Source organism: Microcoleus sp., assembly GCF_041354475.1.
Lineage (GTDB): Bacteria > Cyanobacteriota > Cyanobacteriia > Cyanobacteriales > Microcoleaceae > Microcoleus.
In genome coordinates this window covers 1-21,459 of sequence record NZ_JBGJZU010000018.1, presented here as the reverse complement: position 1 = coordinate 21,459, position 21,459 = coordinate 1, and the positions used below count along the sequence as shown (strand labels likewise).

Below are 21,459 nucleotides of genomic sequence, written 5' to 3'. Positions count from 1 at the left end.
ATGATAACAGCGATCGCGCGGGAAGTCAGAAACCGGGTTTCTTCGTAAAATCTCGGTGAGGATGCCAAAATTATCGTAGAAACCCGGTTTCTTGGATCAGGCGCGTGGGGGCCTCAGAAACCGGGTTTCTTACCCACATTTCGGTGAGGATACAAAAATTATCGCAGAAACCCGGTTTCTAGGAGGTCATATTTTCAAATAAGATAGGTTCAATTCGCTTCAATACTTCCCTAACTAAATCTTCTGGACATTCACCAATCAAACTTGCTTGCCTTGATCGATAATCTAAAGAACGCAGTTGATCTGTCATAATTACACCTGTCACCAATTCACCTTCTGGAATGGGAACATAAAACGGATTTTTGCGTTGTGTGGTACTAATTGGACAGACAAACACAAACCCCATTTTTTGGTTAAATTTAGTTTGACTCACAACCAGTGCAGGTCGAGTTCCCATTTGTTCGTGCCCTGCTTGAGGATCGAAATTGAGGCGAATGAAATGACCTCGTTCGGGGATATAGTTTACCAAAATTCTTCTCCTTCTGGTTTTCCCCAATAGATTTCTTGGCTGGGTTCTATTTCGCCTGCTAATAATTCATCTAGGGTATATTTGGAAACTTTCTGATTTACAGGTTCTATGACCATTTTTCCATTTTCTATACTGCAAATTACCGAATCATCTGCTTTCAGGTTGAAAAATTTTACAATATAGTCCGGTATTGGCAAAGCTAAGGAATTACCCAAGTTGCTGATGTGTATTTTTGCTGTCATACATTTGCGATTTTAATGCTCAGGTTTATCTATTCTAACAACTAGATATAGTCGCGTGGGGTTGAGAAACCGGGTTTCTTACCCAAATCTTCGTTATGATGCCTAAATTGTCGTAGAAACCCGGTTTCTTGGATTAGGCGCGTGGGACTCAGAAACCCGGTTTCTTACCCAAATCTTCGTTATGATGCCTAAATTGTCGCAGAAACCCGGTTTCTTGGATTAGGCGCGTGGGACTCAGAAACCCGGTTTCTTACCCAAATCTTCGTTATGATGCCTAAATTGTCGCAGAAACCCGGTTTCTTGGATTAGGCGCGCGGCGTTGAGAAACCGGGTTTCTTACCCAAATCTTCGTTATGATTCCTAAATTGTCGTAGAAACCCGGTTTCTTGGACTAAGCGCGCTACGCAGAAACCCGGTTTCTTGGACTAGGCGCGTGGAGATTCAAAAACCTTACTCCAACCTCACGAATCGCCAAAATATTCGTGTTATTTTGAAGTCAGCTTAATCAATATTCAAATTGTACAGTTGCATCACATCGCTAATCGCCATTCTCGAATGTGCTCCTAAAGTTAATGGTGATGCGTGTCCCTGCTGCAAGTGTTCTGCCGCTGCACAGGCGATCATTGCTGCATTATCAGTACAATACTTTAAAGGTGGAAACAATACTCGCAAATTGTGTTTAGCTGCTGCGGCTTGCAAATGTTGTCGCAATCCGCTGTTAGCCGCGACTCCGCCACCGATCGCAATAGTGTTGAGTCCCAGATTGACTGCACAGGCGATCGCCCTTTTTGTTAAACTCTTAGCTACACTCTCTTGAAAACTAGCCGCAATATCATTAATCACAGATTCTGGCAAGATGCCCTCGCTACCAAAATGATTATTTTCTTTCTTGAGTTTCTGCACTAATTGCAAAACAGCAGTTTTCAAGCCACTAAAACTGCTGTCATAGGGATGAAAACCACCTTCGGGTAGAGAAATTTTGCCTTCTGGCAACTTAAAAGCTGTAGGATTCCCCACTGTTGCCAATTTGTCAATTAGCGGCCCGCCCGGATAGCCTAGCTGCAATAGTCTTGCGACTTTATCAAAAGCTTCCCCCGCTGCGTCATCGCGAGTGTGTCCTACGGTTTCGTAAACTCCACAATCTTTGACGTGAATTAAGCTGGTGTGCCCCCCAGAAACTAACAGACACAAAAATGGTGGCTGCAAGTCTGGTTCAGTAAGGTAAGAAGCATAAATGTGCCCTTCCAGGTGGTGTACGCCTAAAAAGGGTTTTTGGTGGACGATTGCCAAGGTTTTTGCCGCTGTCAGCCCGACTAACAATGCGCCTACTAAGCCGGGGGCGCAGGTGGCTGCAATCCCGTCAATTTCTGACCAAGTGAGGTTGGCTTCAGACAGACACTGGGCAATTACTTGATTTAACATTTCTAAGTGACTTCGTGAAGCCACTTCTGGAACCACCCCGCCGTACTGCTGGTGGATTTTAATTTGTGATGCTACAACATTGCTGCAAACTTGACGATTCTTAACAATTGCTGCGGCAGTTTCGTCACAACTTGTTTCAATTGCGAAAACGGTTGCCATTAACTGGTAATTTTATTTGATAGGTTGGCTATTGCTAGCTTAAACTGTCAACAGAGCAGTAATCTGGATGACCGATCAACAAGTTGAAATGCTTGTACAAAAACTTATTGTTTTGTAACAAAAGGAAACAATTTCATGCGACGATTGTTTGCTGCGATTTTAGTGGTGAGTCTTTGGATTAGTTTTGCTCCTGTAGCCTCGGCTTACAATTTAGTGCCGTGCAAGGACTCCCCCGCATTCAAGGAACTGGCTCAAGATGCCCGTTCTACCAATGGCGACCCGGCATCTGCAAAAGCCAGATTTGACCGTTATTCCGAAGCTTTGTGTGGCCCTGAAGGATATCCTCACTTAATTGTGGATGGCAATTTGAGCTACGCTGGCGACTTTTTGATTCCTAGCGTGCTGTTTTTGTATATCGCTGGCTGGATTGGTTGGGTAGGCCGTGCTTATCTGCAAGCAGCTAAGAAATCTGACAGTCCAGAGGAAAAAGAGATTATTATCGATGTTCCAATGGCAGTCTCATTTATGCTGAGTGGTTTTTTGTGGCCTGTGGCAGCCCTCAAGGAAATCACCAGTGGTGAAATGTTTGCTAAAGACGACGAAATTACCGTTTCGCCGCGCTAGTAATTTGGGATTTTAGATTTTAGATTTGAGATTTTAGCTGGTTGACTCATGCCAATTTTAAAATCCTCAATCTAAAATCTGTTCGCGCATTGTTTTTAAAGTTGTCTAAATTTTCGAGGAGCAGTATTTATGCAATACTTTCTGAAGTATCTTTCAACCGCACCAGTATTGGCAGCAGCTTGGATGGTGGTAACGGCAGGAATTTTGATCGAGTTCAACCGTTTTTACCCTGACTTGCTTTTCCACCCGCTGCGCTAAAGTTTCAGCGAATTTAGGTTCCCAAACCTAGGTAAAAAAAGTTGAGAGTTTTGAATTTTGAGCTGTGATTTATCAAGTTATTTCAAGGCTCAAATATCAAAACTCTCAAAATCAGGGAATAGAGCATAGGGCATAGGGCATAGGGCATAGGGCATAGGGCATACCTCACTTTCTTGAGAACCCCTATAATGACCACTGACTAATGACTAATGACTAATGACCACTGACTACTGACTAATAACTACTAACTACTGACTACTGACTAATAACTACTGACTACTGACTACTGATATCAATGAAGTCTTATCTCGCCGCAGCAATTCAAATGACTAGCTTGCCTGACCTGGAAAAAAATTTAATCCAGGCAGAGGAATTAATCGACCTAGCCGTGCGTCAGGGTGCGGAGTTAGTTTCTTTACCAGAAAATTTTTCCTTTATGGGAGAAGAAGAGGAAAAAATTGCTTCTTCCGAAGCCATCGGGCAACAAAGTGAAAAATTTCTCAAAACTATGGCTCAGCGTTTCCAGGTAATGATTCTGGGCGGCGGATTTCCGGTGCCGACGACGGGGGGTAAGGTATACAATACTTGCTTGCTAGTCGATCCCAACGGTACTGAGGTGGCAAGGTATGAAAAAGTACATTTGTTTGATGTGAATGTGCCCGATGGCATTACTTATCGGGAATCGAACACTGTGAAGGCTGGTGCAGATTTGCCGCCGATTTATGTGTCGCCGGAATTGGGGACCCTGGGGCTTTCGGTGTGCTATGATGTGCGGTTCCCGGAATTGTACAGGCATTTGTCCCAGCAGGGGGCGGATGTCTTGTTTGTGCCGGCGGCTTTTACGGCTTATACTGGCAAGGATCATTGGAAGGTTTTGTTACAAGCTAGGGCGATCGAAAATACTTGTTACACGATCGCCCCGGCACAGACTGGACACCACTACGGCCGCCGTCAAACTCACGGTCACGCGATGATTATCGACCCTTGGGGTGTGGTTTTGGCCGATGCCGGGGATGAACCGGGTGTGGCGATCGCCGAAATTAATCCCGATCGACTAGAACAAGTCCGCCGCCAAATGCCCTCACTCCAACATCGCGTTTTTCTCTGAAGGATTTTTGAGACCCATGGGTCTCAAAATTGCCGAAATTAATCGCTATCCGCTAATCACTGGACAAAAGTGAACAAGGTAGCCAGTCTAAGCCTTTAATTAGGCTACGTTAGCAGGGTCACGACACCTACGGGTGCTTTCGAGCCTGTAGCTCTGTCGCCGGAGATTAAACATCTTTATTTAGCTAAGGAAGTGTCTCCGGCACGACAAGCCTCGCTAACATTGACGAGGAAAACATAACCTGAGTAATCAGAGGACTTTTATGTCTAACTTTGTGTTCGTTCTAGATACCAACAAACAACCGCTTGATCCAGTACCGCCAGGACAGGCAAGACGATTATTGAACCTACAACAAGCGGCTGTATATCGCCGTTACCCGTTCACGATCATCCTGAAATATGCAGTTTCAGACCCGCAAGTGCAACCTGCTCAATTAAAAATTGATCCAGGTTCCAAGACTACTGGGCTAGCAATTGTGCAGGGCGATCAAGTTATCTGGGGTGCGGAATTAACCCATCGCGGGCAGCAAATTAAAAACGACTTAGAATCGCGTCGTGCCATTCGTCGCAATCGTCGTAACCGCAAAACTCGTTACCGCAAACCACGCTTTCTGAACCGCAAGAGAACGCCCGGATGGTTGCCACCGAGTAGAGAATCCAGGGTGAAGAATATCATGACTTGGGTTAACCGCGTCCGTCGATATGTGCCAATTACAGGCATATCGCAGGAATTGGTTAAATTTGACACGCAGGCAATGCAGAATCCCGAAATTTCTGGCAAGGAGTATCAGCAAGGTGAACTTGCGGGCTATGAAGTCAGGGAATACTTATTAGAGAAATGGGGGAGGAAGTGCGCTTACTGCGGGGTGGAAAACGTACCTTTTGAGGTAGAACACATTCACCCAAAATCAAAAGGTGGAAGCGATAGAGTTTCCAATCTCGCCATAGCCTGTCATGGATGCAACCAAAAGAAAGGCAATCAAGATATCCGGGAGTTCTTATCCAAAAAGCCTGAGATATTGTCCCGTATTTTGAAGCAGGCCTCACAACCTTTGAAAGATGCAACTGCGGTAAATTCTACCCGTTGGGCATTATTTCAACGACTTAAACAAACAGGATCACCAATAGAAGTTTCAACAGGAGGTAGAACAAAGTTCAATCGTACTCGACTGCAACTACCTAAAACTCATTGGCTGGATGCCGCCTGCGTAGGAAATGTAGAAATGCTGCAAGTTCACGCTAAGAAGCCGTTGCTAATTTCAGCTAAAGGATGGGGCAATCGTCAGATGTCTACGACTAATAAATATGGATTTCCGGTGAGGCACAGAACGCGGTGCAAGACGTTTTTTGGGTTTGGGACTGGCGATATGGTGAGGGCAGTTCTCCCTTCGGGGAAGTTTGCAGGTACTCACGTCGGCAGGTTGACTGTCAGAGAAAGTGGAGTTTTCGAGATGAGAACGCCACTAGGCAAGGTAAGTCCAGTGCGTCATAAATACTGCGAATCAATCCACCGCAACGATGGGTATATGTATGCGTTTTCCACAAACGTCCAATGAATTAGCGATTAGAGGCGTAGCGATCGACTAGAACAAGTCCGCCGCCAAATGCCCTCACTCCAACATCGCGTTTTTCTCTGAAGGATTTTTGAGACCAATTGGTCTCAAAAATCCAGTTCTAGTCACGGACAAAACCAGAATAATTTTAATTAGAGCGAGGAATTGTGTACGTTCGTACACAAATTTTCAGTTGTCGCGAGTGCCGACAGGGAACGCTCTTGCCCCCCCGTACAACATAATATGTAGAATTGCACGAAATGCGTCTTTTTGGATAAATGAAACACACTCTTTCGGTTTTAGTTGAAGATGAAGCGGGTGTCCTCACCCGAATTGCTGGTTTGTTTGCCCGCCGGGGTTTTAATATTGAAAGTCTCGCCGTTGGCCCGGCCGAGCAAGTGGGAGTGTCTCGGATTACGATGGTGGTACCGGGAGATGACCAAATTATTGAGCAGTTGACTAAGCAACTGTACAAGTTGATTAATGTGCTCAAAGTGCAAGATATAACCGAAATTCCTTGTGTGGAACGGGAATTGATGTTGTTGAAAGTTAATGCTGCTACCGGGACGCGATCGGAAATAATTGAGTTAGCTCAGATTTTTAGAGCGCGAGTGGTGGATATTGGTGATGATACCCTGACTTTGGAAGTAGTCGGAGATCCAGGTAAAATGGTGGCGATCGTCCAGGTGCTCAATAGATTTGGCATCAAGGAAATTGCTCGTACTGGGAAAATTGCTCTGACGCGGGAGTCGGGAGTAAATACCGAGTTTCTTAAGTCTTTGGAAGCGAAAGTTTAAGTTAGTTGACGGTTGACGGTTGACTGTTGACGGTTGACTGTTGACTGGCGCTTTCAATATTTTGTTGAAAGCTTTGAGAGATACCTCCTTGACAGGAGAGCTTGTTGCTTTCTCTGTCTTGCCATACACGGTTATTCCTGGCTTAGTCCGGGATTTACCGGATTAAATGTATCTGCATCCCTTATTAAATGAACTTTCACCAAAACTTAATGCTTATATTAATTCACTAAAACAAAAAGCCAAAGGTTAACAGTCAACCGTCAACAGTCAACCGTCAACAAACTAATTACCATTCTGGTTTAGTTGCTACTAACATGGTTGCGGTATTGCTGTCTACAGGTTTAGAGAAAAAATATCCCTGTCCGTATTCACATTGCAGTGCCCTGAGCAAATTAAGCTGTTCAATAGTTTCTATACCTTCAGCAATTACATTCATGCCCAAATGACCGGCTAAAACTAAAATAGTCTGCACAATGGCTTCGTTTCCTTCATCTTCCGTCATCCGGTTCACAAAATCTCGATCGATCTTTAAAGCATCAGTGGGAAAAGTGTGCAGCCGACTCAAAGAAGAATAGCCAGTGCCGAAATCGTCAATATATAATTGAACCTCTAAACTTTTCAACTCCACGAGCACAGCCGCTGCTGATTCGGCATTCTCCATAATTACACTTTCAGTAATTTCCAACTTTAAAGTGCGAGGATTAAGCTGAGTTTCTGCCAAAATCTCGCGAATACGTTCGATTAAATCTAGCTGTTTAAATTGTTGGTTAGAAAGGTTGACGCTGACAGTTAGATGAGGATGCTCCGGGAATTGCTGATGCCATTGTTGCATCTGCCGGCAAGCCGATCGCATCATCCACCAACCAATAGGTATAATCAATTTGGTTTCCTCTGCTACCGACATAAAATCCACAGGAGAGACTACTCCCCGCGGCGGGTGATGCCATCGCAGCAGCGCTTCAAAACCGCTGATCGTACCGCTAGTTAAACAAATAATCGGTTGGTAGTAAAGTTGAAACTCCTGGCGTTCTAAAGCGTGGCGCAGGTCATTTTCTAGTTGCAAAAGGGCGACGGCACGAGTGTGCATACTTAAGTCAAAAACCTCGTGACGAGCTTTACCCGATGCTTTAGCATGATACATAGCGGCATCTGCATCTCGCAGCAATTCTTCAGGCCGATCGTACAAAATTTGAAGCTGCTGGATAGGGGGAATGGCGGAGTCGGCAGCAAAGGCAGATAAACCAACTTCTATGTTGTTAATATCCCGATCGCCCGCGAGGGATTGTTCCGAATTTTCTGATGACTGCTGCGACAAACCGGAACAAACAATCCCAATACTGGCACTGCTAAACACCTGATATTCGTTGAGGTAAAAAGGCTCCGATAGTTCGGTTTGAACTCGATCGGCAATATAAATTGCATCCTCCCTGTCTTTGATATTTTGCAGCAAGATAGCGAATTCATCGCCACCGAGGCGCGCCACTGTATCTCCATGACGCAAACAAGTTTGCAGTCGTCCAGCGATCGCAATCAGCAATCGATCGCCGACTAAATGCCCTAAACTGTCATTGACAACCTTAAAACGGTCAAGGTCAATAAACAACACCGCAAACAAAAAATTAGGACGACATTTTGACAAGTCGATCGCCTCAGACAACCGATCCATAAATAAAGCTCGATTCGGCAAACCAGTCAAGGTGTCGTGCAAAGCGTCATGTACTAACTTTTCTTCGGTTATTTTGCGATCGGTGACATCTTCCACAGTGCCTTCATAGTAAAGCAAAATTCCCTCAGCATCGCGAACTGCCCTGGCATTCTCCGAAACCCAAATAGCCGTACCATCAGCGCGGTAAACTTCCGACTCAAACTCAGACACATAACCGTGTTTTTCGATTTCCGACAAAAACTCACCCCGGCGATCGGGTTCAACATATAGTTGGGTATCGATATTTTGTATTTGTATCATCAATTCTGCCGCCGACTCATAGCCATAAATCCTGGCCAAAGCTGGGTTTGCACTGAGGTAGCGCCCGTCTGGACTCGTCTGGAAAATCCCCTCGCTGGCATTTTCAAAGATGCTGCGATATTTTTCTTCCGCCCGTTGCAGTCCTTCTTCTGCTTGTTTGCGATCGGTAATATCAGTCAGAGTGCCAATGTAGCCGAGAACTTCCCCACTTTTAGCAATTTCCGGCACCGCTTGCGAAAATACCCAAGTTGTGCGATCGCCCTGGTAAAAGCGGTACTCTAACTTAAAAGGCAATCTCTCTCTCACCGCCCGGTACCACTGCTTCAAAACCCGGTCATGGTCCTGTGGATGCAAAGCTTTAGTCCAACCAGAGCCCAGTGTCTCCGTCAGACTCAGCCCCGCCATCTCCAAAAATCGTTCATTGACGTACAAACACTCTCCAGAAGCATCGCCCCGAAAAATCCCCACCGGGAGAATTTTTTCCAAAGTGTAATACCGTAATTCACTTTCTAGTAGCGCATTAGCCGTTACTTTAGTCTCCGTGATATCAAACATTGCCCCTTGCAGGATCAGAGACTGGCTGGCTTCGTCGCGAACCACAATCGCCCGGTCTCGAAACCATAGCACTTTGCCGTTGCGGGCGATCGCCCGGTATTCTGAAACAATCGGCCCCTCCGAGGGGATATATTCTCCATCAGCGAATGTCTGTGTAACGCTTTCAGCCAGCACCCGATCGCGATCGTCCGGGTGAACAACTTTCAGCCACAAATTCGGGTCAGCCTTCCATTCAGCCACAGAATAGCCAAGCCAAGTCTCAATTTGCGGGCTAATATCAAGTTTGATGCTAGGGTTGTTCAGCGGAGAAATGTAGGTGACAGTAGGTGCTTGTTCCACAAGAGCACAGTATTTTGCTTCCACAGTGTAGAGTTGTGCTTGCAGTCGCTGTCGCTCTAATTCCGCCGTCGCCCGCGAGGCAAAGATTTTGAGAATTAATCTAAATTGAGCTACCTTTTCTGGGGAAAAGGGTCGATCGTCGAACAGACAAATAGTGCCTAGGGGTTCGCCGTAGGAGTTGACTAGGGAGACTCCCAGGAAACTCCGCGCCCCTCTAGCTAAAGGTCTACGGTCTTGAGGAAAGGTTTCTATAAGGCAGTCTGGACAGGAGTACATTCCCTGCTCGATCGTCAGTGATTCGGGAGTATTTGCCGTGTCGAACTCAAAGTTTGGCTGCCGTTGTCGATCGCTCCAAAAGCTGATAACTTGCAATTTAGGACTAGAACCATTGCGATCGTGAGACTTGAGCAATTGGGACAGGATGGCGCTGCGAACTGAGAGTGCGGACGCTAAGTGACGAACTAACGCCTCAAAAAATTCTTCTCCCGTCGCGCGATCGATACCTGCTAAAATTTTGCCCAGCAAATCTTCATCGAATTGAGAAGCACCACTAACTTGGGGATCGTTACAGGCCAGAGACTGAATTTCGTATTGAGAACCGTCCATAGTTATCAGCTTTATAGAAAGATATAGATGCCAGCGAACCTGCGCTGTTTTGTAAACAGTAATCCCGATCCAAAAAAGAACACTTAGATGTTTACTGTACGACTACTACCACTCTCGCAGACACCGACTAAAAAAATAACTACATATCCTCACAGATGAGTAACATAGCAAGGTAGGATCGGAGGTAGAGCATCTTTAACAATTAACAAAAAAATATGAAAGCAATTGTTTTTGAAACTCCCGGAGCCCCGGAAGTGTTGAAACTGCAAGATATCCCAGCCCCTACTATACAAAAAGAAACCGAAGTTTTGGTAAGGCTCAGAGCCGCGGGAGTAAATCCGATCGACACTAAGTTGCGGGGGCGCGGTACTTTTTATCCCGATCGAACTCCTCACGTTTTGGGCTGTGACGGTGCTGGAGTTGTTGAAGCCGTAGGTTCTGGCGTACAAAGTTTTCAAGTTGGGGACGAAGTTTTCTTCTGCAACGGTGGCTTAGGCGGTCCGACAGGGACTTATACTGAGTTGGCAGTGATAGACGAGCAGTTTCTCGCCCTCAAGCCTGCTAGTTTAAGTTTTGTGCAGGCGGCGGCGTCACCGTTAGTCTTAATTACAGCATGGGAATCGCTGTACGATCGCGGACGCTTGCTAGCTGGTCAAAAAGTTTTGGTTCAAGCAGGTGCTGGCGGTGTCGGCCATGTCGCCATACAGTTAGCCAAATTACAGGGTGCGGAGGTTTGCACTACCGTCAGTTCCCCAGAAAAAGCCGAATTTGTCCAACAATTAGGAGCAGATTCAGTTATTTTCTATAAAAAAGCCGATGTTGTCGATGAAATTTTGACTTGGACCCAAGGAGAAGGAGTCGATTTAGCCTTCGATACCGTTGGGGGAGAAACTTTTTACCAAACTATTCCGGCTGTAAAAATTTATGGAGATTTGGTGACAATTTTGGAACCAGACCCCGCTTTAGGCAATTTGAAAACCGCCCGAATGCGAAATCTGCGCATCAGTTTGGAATTAATGTTAACCCCAATGTTGCAAGGTTTGGTAGAAGAACAGCAACAGCAGGCTCGTATTTTGCAGCAATGTGCCCGTTTGTGCGATCGTAACTTACTAAAAATTCACGTCAGCCAAACTTTCCCCCTAGAACAAGCCCAAGCCGCTCATCAATTACTAGAAACAGGCTCCGTAACAGGTAAAATTGTGTTGCAGATTTCCTAAGTACAAGGAAGCAAGTCCAACGACTGCGTTTACCGCCGTAGCGAAGTTGAAGGATACCAACCGCTTCAGGAAGAAGGCAACCCCCCTCACCCCCCAAGGGGGTCAGCAACAAGGTACATCTCCAATCTTCAATCCCAAATCCCCAATCCGAAATCGAATGGCTGACAAACCTTATTCCATCCTTTCCTGCGACGGTGGCGGCATCCGTGGCCTAGTTTCCGCCATTATTTTAGAAAAATTGGAGCAAAAACTACGCCAAAAAGCTCCCGATAAAAAACTCAGAGATTATTTCGATTTGATGGCCGGTACTTCCGCAGGAAGCATGACAGTTTGTGCTGTAGCTAGAGGAATTGATGCTAGCCGCATCAAAAAAATGTACATCGAAAGAGGCATAGAAATATTCCCACCTTTCAAAAATGTCTTTAGTAGTTTTATCAACCGTCTTTCCGCAGGTTTTTCCACTCAGCCCATCTACGATGGTGTAGGTTTAAAACAAGTGCTTCAGGCATTTTTTGGACAAGGAGAAATTAATTTTGAAAAACTACCAAAACCAATAAAACCCGAAAATTTAGTGGGCAAACCCTTACTATTTCAAGAGTTGCCAAAACCAGTTTTAATTACCAGTTACGACATTTATAATCGCCAACCAGTTGTTTTCAAGAATACCAAAGTTGCCCACGAAAAAATCCCAGTTTGGGAAATTTGTCGCTCCTCTGCTGCCGTACCCATTGCCTTTCCCGCCCACATCATGAACAATCCCGACTTTCTCAAAAATTGGGAGGAAGAGGGCCATCAAATCCCCGTAGGCGGCAATATCAAAGGTATTCCTTTAATAGACGGCGGATTTGTCGCCAGTAACCCAGCATTATGTGCGATCGCAGAACGTTTGCGCTGGAATAGCAATCCCCCTGCTAATCCCAAATGGCGACAAAATCCTGCTAGCCCCTGGCGCGATACAGTCGATATCCAAGATATTTTAGTCACATCTTTAGGCACTGGTCAAAATCTCAAACAAATCGGCATTTCAGAATCGCAAACATGGGGTGCGGGAGAATGGATTAATCCCCTAGATGGTATCCCCATTATTGATGTTTTTGCCGATGGTTCCTCCGACGGCATCATTTATATCATCAATCAATTAATGAATGCCGAGCAATATGTTCGCTTTCAACCAATATTGTCAAAAAACTATTCTGCATTCAATGCGAATCAACAGATACTTTTAGAAATTCAGCAAGAAATTGAAAAATCATTTTTGACCAATAAGAAGGAGGATGAAAAACTGAATAAATTGGCTGATATTCTGTTGTCTCGTTGACTGATAAGTAAATCCACCTAATTAAACGTAAGATACAGGTGGCTAAAAAGCTTGCTGTATGAGCATTCTTCACCTCGATCTTCCCCCCTTGGGGGGGCTGGGGGGGTGACTTCTTCCTGAATTTCCCCCCTTGGGGGGGGTTCTTCTTCCTTCTTCCTGAATTTCCCCCCTTGGGGGGGGCTAGGGGGGGGTTCTTCTTCCTTCTTCCTTCTTCCTGAATTTCCCCCCTTGGGGGGGCTAGGGGGGGGGTTCTTCTTCCTTCTTCCTTCTTCCTTCTTCCTTCTTCCTTCTACTTATCAAATCCTGTATTCATCTCTCTGTGTTCTCTGCGTTCTCTGCGGTTAAATAATATAAAATCCTGTCTTCATCGTCCTGTATTAAAACTCTCTCTTCTCTTGCTTCGCGTACTTCGCGCCTTCGCGGTTAAATCATTCCGATACAACCGGAATTGATATAACTCCCCTGAAAATTCAAAAATAGACGTGATTTTGTATATATATTATACCTGGATACCCGACTTTGTGAAAAAGTTGGGTATCTAATAAAAAATGACGATTAAGTCGTATATTCGGCATTAATCTTTACGTAGTCGTAACTCAAATCACATCCCCAAGCTTTCGCAAAACCTCCGCCATTGCCCACACTAACCTGAATTAAAACCGTATCATTGGTCAAATATTCTCCCTCAGCCGCCGCTTTCATATAATTACTCGCGGCAGATTTATCGTAGGCTAAAGGTTGCCCATTTTCCATCATCAAAAAATCTCCCAATTGAATTCGCAAGTTCTCTTGTTCAAAAGGTACGCCCGCACGCCCAGCCGCCGCTGCAATTCTTCCCCAGTTTGGATCGCGTCCAAAAATTGCTGCTTTCACTAAAGAAGAACCAACTATGGTTTTGGCGATTTTACTAGCTGAAACTTCATCCGGCGCGCCACTAACTTGCACTTCTACTAAACAAGTTGCACCTTCACCGTCACGGGCGATCGCCTTGGCTAAATGCACGCAAACTTCTGTAAGCATCGCCTCTAATTTCTCCGCATCTGCACCCATTTCTGTAATTGCTGGTGTGCGAGATTGTCCGTTAGCCAAAGCAATTAGCGAATCGTTGGTGCTGGTGTCTCCGTCAACAGTAATTTGATTGAAACTTCTGTTAGCCGCGCGACTCAGCATTTCTTGCCACAAATGTGATGATACGGCGGCATCACAAGTTACAAATCCTAGCATTGTTGCCATATTTGGGTGAATCATTCCCGAACCTTTGCAAATGCCACCGATGCGTACCGGTCGATCGCCAAACATGGTTTCTAGAGCGATGGTTTTCGGCACTAAATCTGTTGTACAAATAGCCTTAGCGGCCGCATCGGAACCAGTGGAAGAAGCCTCGGCCACTAATTGCGGAATTGCCGCCCTCAGCGGTTCCATTTTAATCCGCTGCCCGATGACTCCTGTCGAGGCCAACAGAATTGATTCTGGGGGAATATTCAGCGCTTCTCCCAACAATTTCGCACTTTCGAGGGCATCGGCTAAACCTTGTTCTCCCGTTGCTGCATTGGCTTGTCCCGCATTGCACAAAATGGCTTTGGCGCTGGGTTTAGCTTGCAGTAACTGGCGGCAGTAGTCCACGCAAGCAGCCCGCACAGTCGATGTGGTGAAGACTCCCGCGGCGATCGCATCGACATCTGACAAAATTAAGCTTAAATCCGGCAAGCCAGAAGGCTTCAAACCCGCTGTAATTCCCGATGCTCGATATCCTTTCGGTGCTGTAACTCCGCCGTCAATTACTTTCCAGTCTGACATGATTCCCTCCCTAAAGCCTTCTATTCCATTGAGACCGGATTATATCAAGTATCTCAGCCCATTTATAAAATTAATCGCGACTTTTTCTTGAGAATTCAAACTCAAGAAGAAATCGCGATGATACTGTAAATGGCATTATTTGAAGGCTATGTTTGCGATCGACCTCTGTGCTGTGAGCTAGTATCTAAACCAATTTCAGCAGCCACGCGGCTTAGCAAAGATTGCTGACGATTCACAACTCGGTTTTGATGGCGCATCATCAGACTGCGGGCTTGTTCTTGGGTAGACATCACCATTTCTCCAAAGGTAGGTATTGACTTGGCCGACTGTTGGCAATTGAGCTTGCTTAGCTCATGGTGGCGTTGCTGCGATCGTAACTGGCTTGCAGGCTTGGCTGGGGCTTCCCTTGAATATGACCCCAGTAGTTAGGATCTTCCATACCCACTTCGGTGGCGCTACGGTTGAGCATCGATTGCTGGCGGTTTTTCACTAAGTGGTGATGGCGCATCATCAGGGAGCGAGCTTGATTTTCGGTAGACATATGCGGTTCCTCCGTCTTGCTTGACTAAAGTTGGGCTGGTCTTTCTTGTCCATATTTTCAATATAACAGATAATTCTGTATCTAAAGTTACTAAAGTGTAATTGTAATAAAACTTTACATACAACTGGCACTCCCAGGGATCGGACACTTTTTGGCTAATGCTGGCGATCGCCCTTCCATCTCCCCAGAGGCGATCGCATCAAAAATAGTAGAGGAAGCAAAAACTCAATTTCTGCCTCCTCTACTATTTTTGTATAATTTAGCAAAAGCCCCATGCCCCATGCCCCATGCCCCATGCCCCATGCCCCATGCCCCATGCCCCATTACCGATTACCTAGTAACCACCTAACTGACAAAGGCCATAGGTAAATCTCATGCTTGGAATCACACTCAGCAGTCGCTACAACATTATCCGTCACTTGGGAGGCGGCGGATTTGCTCAAACTTACCTAGCCGAAGATAGGCAATTACCAGGAAATCACCTCTGCGTCGTCAAGCAACTCAAACCCCAAACAACAGATCCCAACAGTCTACAAATAGCTAGACGTTTGTTTGATACCGAAGCACAAGTTTTGTACAAGTTGGGAAATCACGATCGCATTCCCCGGCTTTTCGCCTATTTTGAAGAAAATCAAGAATTTTATTTAGTTCAAGAATTTATAGAAGGTCATGATTTAAATCAAGAAATTATCCCCCCTTCTACCTCTGGGGGGGCTAGCAATTGCATGAAGGAAAATGAAGTCCTGGGCATCTTACAGGAAATTCTCGAAATTCTCGACTTTGTACACCAGCAAAATGTGATTCACCGCGATGTCAATCCCCGCAACATCCTCCGCAGAGATCGAGACGGAAAATTAGTTTTAATAGACTTCGGTGCAGTCAAAGAAATTACTACTAAAATCACCAATCCTCATGCCAAAAACAGCTTAAGCGTCAGCATTGGTACCCCCGGTTATATGCCTAGCGAACAAGCCCACGGCAACCCAAAACTCAGCAGTGATATATATGCAACAGGTACGATCGCCATTCAATGCCTCACAGGCATAATTCCCCACCAATTACCAAAAGATCCAGATACAGAGGAAATTATTTGGCAGGACAAAGCATCAGTCACTCCAGAATTTGCTAAAGTTTTAGATAAAATGGTGCGCTACGATTTTCGCCAGCGTTATGCTAGTGCCGGCGAAGCCTTGGAAGCTATTAAAGAATTAAAAACAGCTCACAGCGGTACTGTTCCTCTATTGTCTCCTGTCGTGACTCCCCAGGTGCCTGTCAAATCCCGCAAAAAACTGTATTTGAAAATATTGTCGATCGCCAGTTTAATTAGCCTCACTATTATAGCATCCACTTATGCTGTCAATACCCTGAATTCAGCTAACGCCACAGACTTACACAAGCGTGGCAATACTCTTTACAATTTAAACCGATTTCCCGAAGCTCTGGAAGCTTACGATCGCGCCCTTAATCTAAAACCAGACTACGCTGAAGTTTGGCAAGAAAAAGCCAAAACTTTGTCCGAACTGAAACAATATCGAGCATCCCAGTCAGCCTACGACAAAGCAATAGAATTAAATCCCGAATACTTAGAAGCTTGGACTGGACGCGGTTATGTTTTGGACAAATTGCAACAAGATAAAGAGGCGATGGCATCTTTTGAACACGCCTTAAAAATCCAGCCAGACTATCCCCCAGCGTGGCAAGGTAGAGGCGATTCACTCTTAAATTCCCAGCGGTACGAAGAAGCGATCGCCTCCTACGAAAAAGCAGTCAAATTTCAGCCAAACTTATACCAAGCTTGGTACAATCAGGGACAAGCCTACCAGAATTTAAAACAGTACGAACAAGCTGTAAACTCCTATCAAAAAACAGTAGAAATTAAATCCGACAACCCGGAAGCCTGGTACAATTTAGGTAATGTTTTCCTAGAATTGAACAAAAACCAAGAAGCTTTAGACTCCTACGAAAAAGCCGTGCGCTTTCAACCCAATTTTTACCAAGGCTGGTATAGTAAAGGCATCGCTTTGTTGAAAATGCGACGGCATGAAGCAGCGGTAGAAGCTTACGAACAAGCTATTAAACTGAAACCAGACTATTATCAAGCCTGGTACAATTTAGGCTGGTCTTACCACGAATTACGCAGATACGAATCAGCAATTGAATGTTACAGCAAAGCCCTAGATTTAAACCCAAAGGAGTATCAAGCTTGGTACAACAGAGGGAATGCACAATATAATTTGAAGCGGTACGAAGATGCGATCGCCTCTTATAATGAAGCTGTCTATGTCAAGCCAGACTACCCCGAAGCCTGGTACAGTCGTGGCAATGCCCTGGTAGCAGTCAAAAGATATCAAGAGGCGATCGACTCCTACGACAAAGCACTTCGCTATAGACTAGATTATGGAGCCGCGATGGAAGCAAAAAAGCGCGCTGAAAGTCAGCTAGGAAACCATCAGCCCCAACTCATACCCAATCCAGGTTAAAAAACCCCTCGATCGAAGGGGTGAGTAACTGGGATTTAGCATCAAGCCATCATCATCGAACACCAGGAGAAATTAACGTCACCCGGCGGCTGTCTACCAACATGGGCCAAAAACCTCGATCGCTCAATGCTTTTACCGCAGCAGTAGCAGCAGCTTGATCCGTTGTATAAGCCACGAACAAAAAAGGACGCTGCCCGTAAGAAGCTAAGCCTACTTGCTTCCCTAAAACTTGCCTCACTTGGGAGGCTAATTCCGGTTGGTTAAAATAATCCACCAACACAGCATAACCGGCACCCAGGGGTTGGGGATTAAAGCCCACACTGCCATTGTCGGGATTAGTAGCTGGTTCAGGATTGTAGACTGGCAAATCTTGGGTAATAGATTGCGCGGGCGATCGTACCACATAAGCCCGTAATCCGACAACTTCTTCGATATATTTCACCCAATCGCGAGCGATTTGCGAATTGCGAAAGCCGCCAACTCGCGTTACCGTGTCAGTGATATATTGGCAAACTGTATTATTAGTATTTCCGGGAAAAGAACGTCTGGCTATTTCTTGCTGTTCCGGGGTTTTGGTAACAATTAACAGTAGATACTCATCGGACTGAGGCGGTTGGCAACTCGGCTGAGCTTTCACAGAAATCGATGAAATTGTCAATGCAAAAATGGCGATGAAGCCAGCATAAAATATCCGCAACTTAACCATAAAATTGTTGATTTTGCTGATAAATATTGCCAGCTTTACAATCTAGCTTTTTGCTTTTTGCTAATTTGTTCATGCTAACTGTAGGGATGCTAAGGCATCGGGGATAGTTTCTGAAGGTGATTCAAATTCACCTGTCAGTACATATTCTAATCGCAGTTTCAACCAAGTGATGAATTTAGGATCGGTGGAAATAATGGCCGCTGAGGGCTGAGGGCATTGTGCCTTAACTTTCGCCATTGTCGGTGCTTCTAGGAAAGCTGGCTGTTTAACTAACCAGAAGTCTATTTGTTTTTCTTGTTCTTGGTAGTTGCGAGTTCTTTCTTTGAATATTTCATCTAGGGCTTCCTCTTCTAGTAAAAAGCGCTGGCTAGCTAAAACGTAGTAGTAGGTTGACATTTTTTGTGCTTGTTAGAGATTAGTGGTTAGGGGTGAACCCATTGGTGTCAACTTAAGACTGAAAGCCTTGATAAATGTCGCTTTTACCTAAGTCTAGATCCCCCTAAATCCCCACCCCCCCCTAGCCCCCCCACCCCCCCCCCCCCCCCCCAAGGGGGGATGGGGGAAGGGGGACTTTGATCGGAATCTTGTCCCCCCCTTCTTAAGGGGGGCTAGGGGGGATCTGGATTTAATAGTCAAACAGCAATCTGTGACTAGGTTTGACGTTAAGTTGACACCAATGGGGTGAACCTCCCTCCTACCCTCATTTGTGCTGAGGTAGGAGCGGTGGGTTGAGTTGCTGGAGTGATGGAACTCTCAACTCTTGTGCCGTTTACTTTACCTTATTTGCTGTCATTTTGGCAAATATATTCCTAGGGGCTATAGCATGACCGCAGACAATTTATTAGCAATCGCCAGAGATTTACAGAGGTCATGCTTCGCCTATGCCAAATTGAGATGCACTACCAACTGTTTAAGGAATAGCAACTTCTCGCAACAATCTGTCAACAATCGTCTTCGCCCTCCTCCCAGCGGCGGGAATTAATCGATGAGCAAGTACGTGGGGGGCCAAATTCTTGACATCATCGGGAGTCGCATAATCTCGGCCAGAAATAAACGCTAAAGCTTGGGCCGCACGATGCAAAGATACAGCACCTCGCGGACTAACTCCCAAAGTAATCTCCTCATCTTCGCGAGTCGATCGCACCAAATTCACAATATACTGTTTCAAATGCCCTTCCACCTTGACCGTCGCGCACAAACGGCGCAACTCCTGCACCTGTTCCAAAGAAATACAAGGCTGCAAATCTTCCACCGCAAAACTATCAGACAGCCTCTCCAACATTTGCAACTCTTCCAACTGTGCAGGATAACCCAAAGTCAAAGATAAAGTGAAGCGATCCATCTGGGCTTCTGGTAGCGGAAAAGTGCCTTGATATTCGATCGGATTTTGAGTCGCAATCACAAAAAACGGTGCTGGAACATTCCGAGAAACCCCGTCTACTGTCACCTGCTTTTCTTCCATCACTTCCAGCAAAGCAGACTGAGTACGCGGTGTCGCCCGATTAATTTCATCGGCCAACAACACATTGGCAAACACTGGACCAGGCAAAAATTCAAACTTCCCGCTGCTGGGATTCCAAATATTAGTACCAGTGACATCCGTTGGTAACAAATCGGGAGTACATTGAATCCGCTGAAACTTTCCATCGATAGAGCGCGCCAAAGACTTCGCCAACAGCGTTTTCCCTACACCAGGCACGTCTTCCAACAGCGCGTGTCCCCCCGAAAGCAGGGCTACAATCACCAAGCGAATCGCATCCGTCTTCCCAACAATAGTCTTGCCTAGATTTTGCTTGAGCCGATCGATGTTTTCTCTCATTTTTCTGATTTTTAATTGTTTAAACCATTACAGAGAATGCCATTGGCCATCTTCCATTTTCCCTATAACAACACACTTCTAGCAACATCACAATCTGCCTGAATTTGAGTTTTGAGAGCTTCCAGAGAAGGGAATTTTTGTTCAGGTCGCAAAAACTCCACCAAACTCACACTCAAGGTTTTACCGTACAAATCCCCAGACCAATCTAACAGGTGAACTTCCACTGTTGGTTGCTGACCGTCCACTGTGGGACGACAGCCCACATTCATCACCCCATTGACCAAAGATACATCTAAGGATTCCCCCAGCATTAGAGATTTGGGATTTTCCCACTTATAGGAAGAACTTTCATCTGGGAAGACTCCATCTCCATCCTCGATCGATACTCGCACTGCATATACACCAAAACGTGGCAAAAACTTGGAGGGTGGTAATTGAATATTAGCGGTAGGAAATCCGATTGTCCTGCCAAGCTGCTGTCCCCGAACTATGGGACCCACCAAACTGTAAGGACGGCCCAGCAACTGATTTGCCCGTTGGAGGTCTCCGCTGGCTAGACTTTCGCGAATCACAGAACTGCTGATTCGTTCGCCACTACCGCAGGTGTGAAGTCCTACTAGAGTAACATCAATGCCGTAGTTAGAGGCGATCGCCTGTAAATCCACAGCCGTGCCCGTCCGTCCCCGTCCAAAACGAAAATCCATCCCGACACTAATTCGACTCGCTTGCAGTTGTCCCACCAAAATTTCCTCGACAAACTCCTGGGCACTCAAAGCAGCCAATTCGCGATCGAACGGCAGCAGCACAAGCTGCTCGACACCCATTGCTTCTAGCAATTCTATCTTTTCTGCCAGAGGAGTCAGCAGTTTTTTTGCTTGACCAGTAAAAAACTCTTGTGGGTGCGGATCGAATGTCACCACCGTTCCGTAAAACCTCACGGCCCCATCAGAGTTCCAGCCTGGAATCTCATTGTCTTCAGTCCGACTCTGGGACAAACCCACATCAGAATTCTTGCCCCAGTGGGCGAGGACGAGGCTGTCTGCCGGATCAAACTCCCTCCTAGTCTCCGGTTCAAAAACCAAATTTTCGTTGTTACTAGGCCCTGGTTGTCCCAAAGCCCGCTGCGGTGCAGAAACAGTCGCCGAAATCTGCCCAGAATTGTCCCGAATCGATCGATTTAAAATTGGCTGCACGACTTGTCGATGCCCTAGGTGGAAACCATCAAAGTTTCCCAAGGCAACGGCAGTTGGAGTCAGAGCAGCAGTACAAGAATAAGTTACCCACACGCTTTAAATTTTCACCAAAGAAATGGGTCTGAAGCCCCGTCACTTCGGCTACGCTCAGTGCATCGCCTTCGCTTGACGGCTTGAATTCTCCTAATTCTATAAGTCCTAGCTACAAAAAACTAGATCGGAAAATCCGCC

The 21,459-nt window shown here is 45.8% G+C and carries 19 protein-coding genes; 8 read left to right on the top strand and 11 right to left on the bottom strand.

Annotated elements, in window-relative coordinates; all coding sequences use genetic code 11:
• Positions 1-178: 178 nt before the first annotated feature.
• The 3 genes from ACBR23_RS09570 to tsaD form a co-directional block, all read right to left on the bottom strand.
• Positions 179-529, bottom strand: coding sequence for a type II toxin-antitoxin system PemK/MazF family toxin (locus tag ACBR23_RS09570; RefSeq protein ID WP_026787033.1), 351 nt, complete (start codon positions 527-529; stop codon positions 179-181).
• The gene (locus tag ACBR23_RS09565; RefSeq protein WP_340550668.1) at positions 523-771 is read right to left on the bottom strand and encodes a hypothetical protein; all 249 of its coding nucleotides are present in this window, start codon (positions 769-771) and stop codon (positions 523-525) included. Before ACBR23_RS09565 ends, ACBR23_RS09570 begins: the two co-directional genes overlap by 7 nt.
• 501 nt (positions 772-1,272) lie before the next feature.
• Positions 1,273-2,352 (bottom strand): tRNA (adenosine(37)-N6)-threonylcarbamoyltransferase complex transferase subunit TsaD, encoded by a 1,080-nt coding sequence (gene tsaD, locus ACBR23_RS09560; RefSeq protein WP_371118962.1) that lies wholly within the window; start codon positions 2,350-2,352, stop codon positions 1,273-1,275.
• Between the two features lie 135 nt (positions 2,353-2,487).
• On the opposite strand from tsaD, the gene ACBR23_RS09555 reads away from it, so the two are divergent.
• The 5 genes from ACBR23_RS09555 (at position 2,488) to ilvN (ending at position 6,691) form a co-directional block, all read left to right on the top strand.
• Positions 2,488-2,976, top strand: coding sequence for a Photosystem I reaction center subunit III (locus tag ACBR23_RS09555; RefSeq protein WP_371113740.1), 489 nt, complete (start codon positions 2,488-2,490; stop codon positions 2,974-2,976).
• Between the two features lie 129 nt (positions 2,977-3,105).
• Positions 3,106-3,234, top strand: a complete 129-nt coding sequence (gene psaJ, locus ACBR23_RS09550; protein ID WP_340524295.1) for a photosystem I reaction center subunit IX — start codon at positions 3,106-3,108, stop codon at positions 3,232-3,234.
• A 295-nt stretch (positions 3,235-3,529) separates the two neighbouring features.
• On the top strand, positions 3,530-4,342 hold the full coding sequence (locus ACBR23_RS09545) for a carbon-nitrogen hydrolase family protein (protein WP_371118963.1): 813 nt from the start codon (positions 3,530-3,532) through the stop codon (positions 4,340-4,342).
• A 262-nt stretch (positions 4,343-4,604) separates the two neighbouring features.
• Positions 4,605-5,897, top strand: a complete 1,293-nt coding sequence (iscB, locus tag ACBR23_RS09540) for an RNA-guided endonuclease IscB (RefSeq protein ID WP_340551173.1) — start codon at positions 4,605-4,607, stop codon at positions 5,895-5,897.
• Between the two features lie 275 nt (positions 5,898-6,172).
• On the top strand, positions 6,173-6,691 hold the full coding sequence (ilvN, locus tag ACBR23_RS09535) for an acetolactate synthase small subunit (RefSeq protein WP_333253232.1): 519 nt from the start codon (positions 6,173-6,175) through the stop codon (positions 6,689-6,691).
• 286 nt (positions 6,692-6,977) lie between these two features.
• Here ilvN and ACBR23_RS09530 read toward each other — a convergent pair whose 3' ends face one another.
• On the bottom strand, positions 6,978-10,157 hold the full coding sequence (locus tag ACBR23_RS09530) for an EAL domain-containing protein (RefSeq protein WP_371118964.1): 3,180 nt from the start codon (positions 10,155-10,157) through the stop codon (positions 6,978-6,980).
• A 215-nt stretch (positions 10,158-10,372) separates the two neighbouring features.
• On the opposite strand from ACBR23_RS09530, the gene ACBR23_RS09525 reads away from it, so the two are divergent.
• Together ACBR23_RS09525 and ACBR23_RS09520 are read left to right on the top strand one after the other, a co-directional pair.
• Positions 10,373-11,374, top strand: coding sequence for a zinc-dependent alcohol dehydrogenase family protein (locus ACBR23_RS09525; protein WP_371113743.1), 1,002 nt, complete (start codon positions 10,373-10,375; stop codon positions 11,372-11,374).
• Positions 11,375-11,531: 157 nt separating this feature from the next.
• Positions 11,532-12,692: a patatin-like phospholipase family protein gene (locus ACBR23_RS09520; RefSeq protein ID WP_341739100.1), complete on the top strand. Its 1,161-nt coding sequence runs from the start codon at positions 11,532-11,534 to the stop codon at positions 12,690-12,692.
• Between the two features lie 555 nt (positions 12,693-13,247).
• Here ACBR23_RS09520 and argJ read toward each other — a convergent pair.
• The 3 genes from argJ to ACBR23_RS09505 all read right to left on the bottom strand — a co-directional run bounded on the left by argJ (position 13,248) and on the right by ACBR23_RS09505 (position 15,030).
• Positions 13,248-14,489 (bottom strand): bifunctional ornithine acetyltransferase/N-acetylglutamate synthase, encoded by a 1,242-nt coding sequence (gene argJ, locus ACBR23_RS09515; RefSeq protein ID WP_341739099.1) that lies wholly within the window; start codon positions 14,487-14,489, stop codon positions 13,248-13,250.
• Positions 14,490-14,635: 146 nt separating this feature from the next.
• Positions 14,636-14,779: a hypothetical protein gene (locus ACBR23_RS09510; protein ID WP_341739098.1), complete on the bottom strand. Its 144-nt coding sequence runs from the start codon at positions 14,777-14,779 to the stop codon at positions 14,636-14,638.
• A gap of 56 nt (positions 14,780-14,835) precedes the next feature.
• Positions 14,836-15,030, bottom strand: a complete 195-nt coding sequence (locus tag ACBR23_RS09505) for a hypothetical protein (protein WP_340526191.1) — start codon at positions 15,028-15,030, stop codon at positions 14,836-14,838.
• Positions 15,031-15,404: 374 nt separating this feature from the next.
• On the opposite strand from ACBR23_RS09505, the gene ACBR23_RS09500 reads away from it, so the two are divergent.
• Positions 15,405-17,510 carry a tetratricopeptide repeat protein gene (locus tag ACBR23_RS09500; RefSeq protein ID WP_371118965.1) on the top strand — a complete coding sequence of 702 codons (2,106 nt, stop codon included), beginning with the start codon at positions 15,405-15,407 and terminating at the stop codon, positions 17,508-17,510.
• 52 nt (positions 17,511-17,562) lie between these two features.
• Here ACBR23_RS09500 and ACBR23_RS09495 read toward each other — a convergent pair whose 3' ends face one another.
• The 4 genes from ACBR23_RS09495 to ACBR23_RS09480 form a co-directional block, all read right to left on the bottom strand.
• Complete coding sequence (locus tag ACBR23_RS09495; RefSeq protein WP_371118966.1) at positions 17,563-18,216, bottom strand: hypothetical protein; 654 nt, start codon at positions 18,214-18,216, stop codon at positions 17,563-17,565.
• A 69-nt stretch (positions 18,217-18,285) separates the two neighbouring features.
• Positions 18,286-18,612, bottom strand: coding sequence for an MgPME-cyclase complex family protein (locus ACBR23_RS09490; protein WP_340526107.1), 327 nt, complete (start codon positions 18,610-18,612; stop codon positions 18,286-18,288).
• A 514-nt stretch (positions 18,613-19,126) separates the two neighbouring features.
• Positions 19,127-20,035, bottom strand: a complete 909-nt coding sequence (locus ACBR23_RS09485; RefSeq protein WP_341739095.1) for a MoxR family ATPase — start codon at positions 20,033-20,035, stop codon at positions 19,127-19,129.
• Positions 20,036-20,097: 62 nt separating this feature from the next.
• The gene (locus ACBR23_RS09480) at positions 20,098-21,321 is read right to left on the bottom strand and encodes a bifunctional riboflavin kinase/FAD synthetase (RefSeq protein ID WP_371118967.1); all 1,224 of its coding nucleotides are present in this window, start codon (positions 21,319-21,321) and stop codon (positions 20,098-20,100) included.
• Positions 21,322-21,459 lie beyond the last annotated feature (138 nt).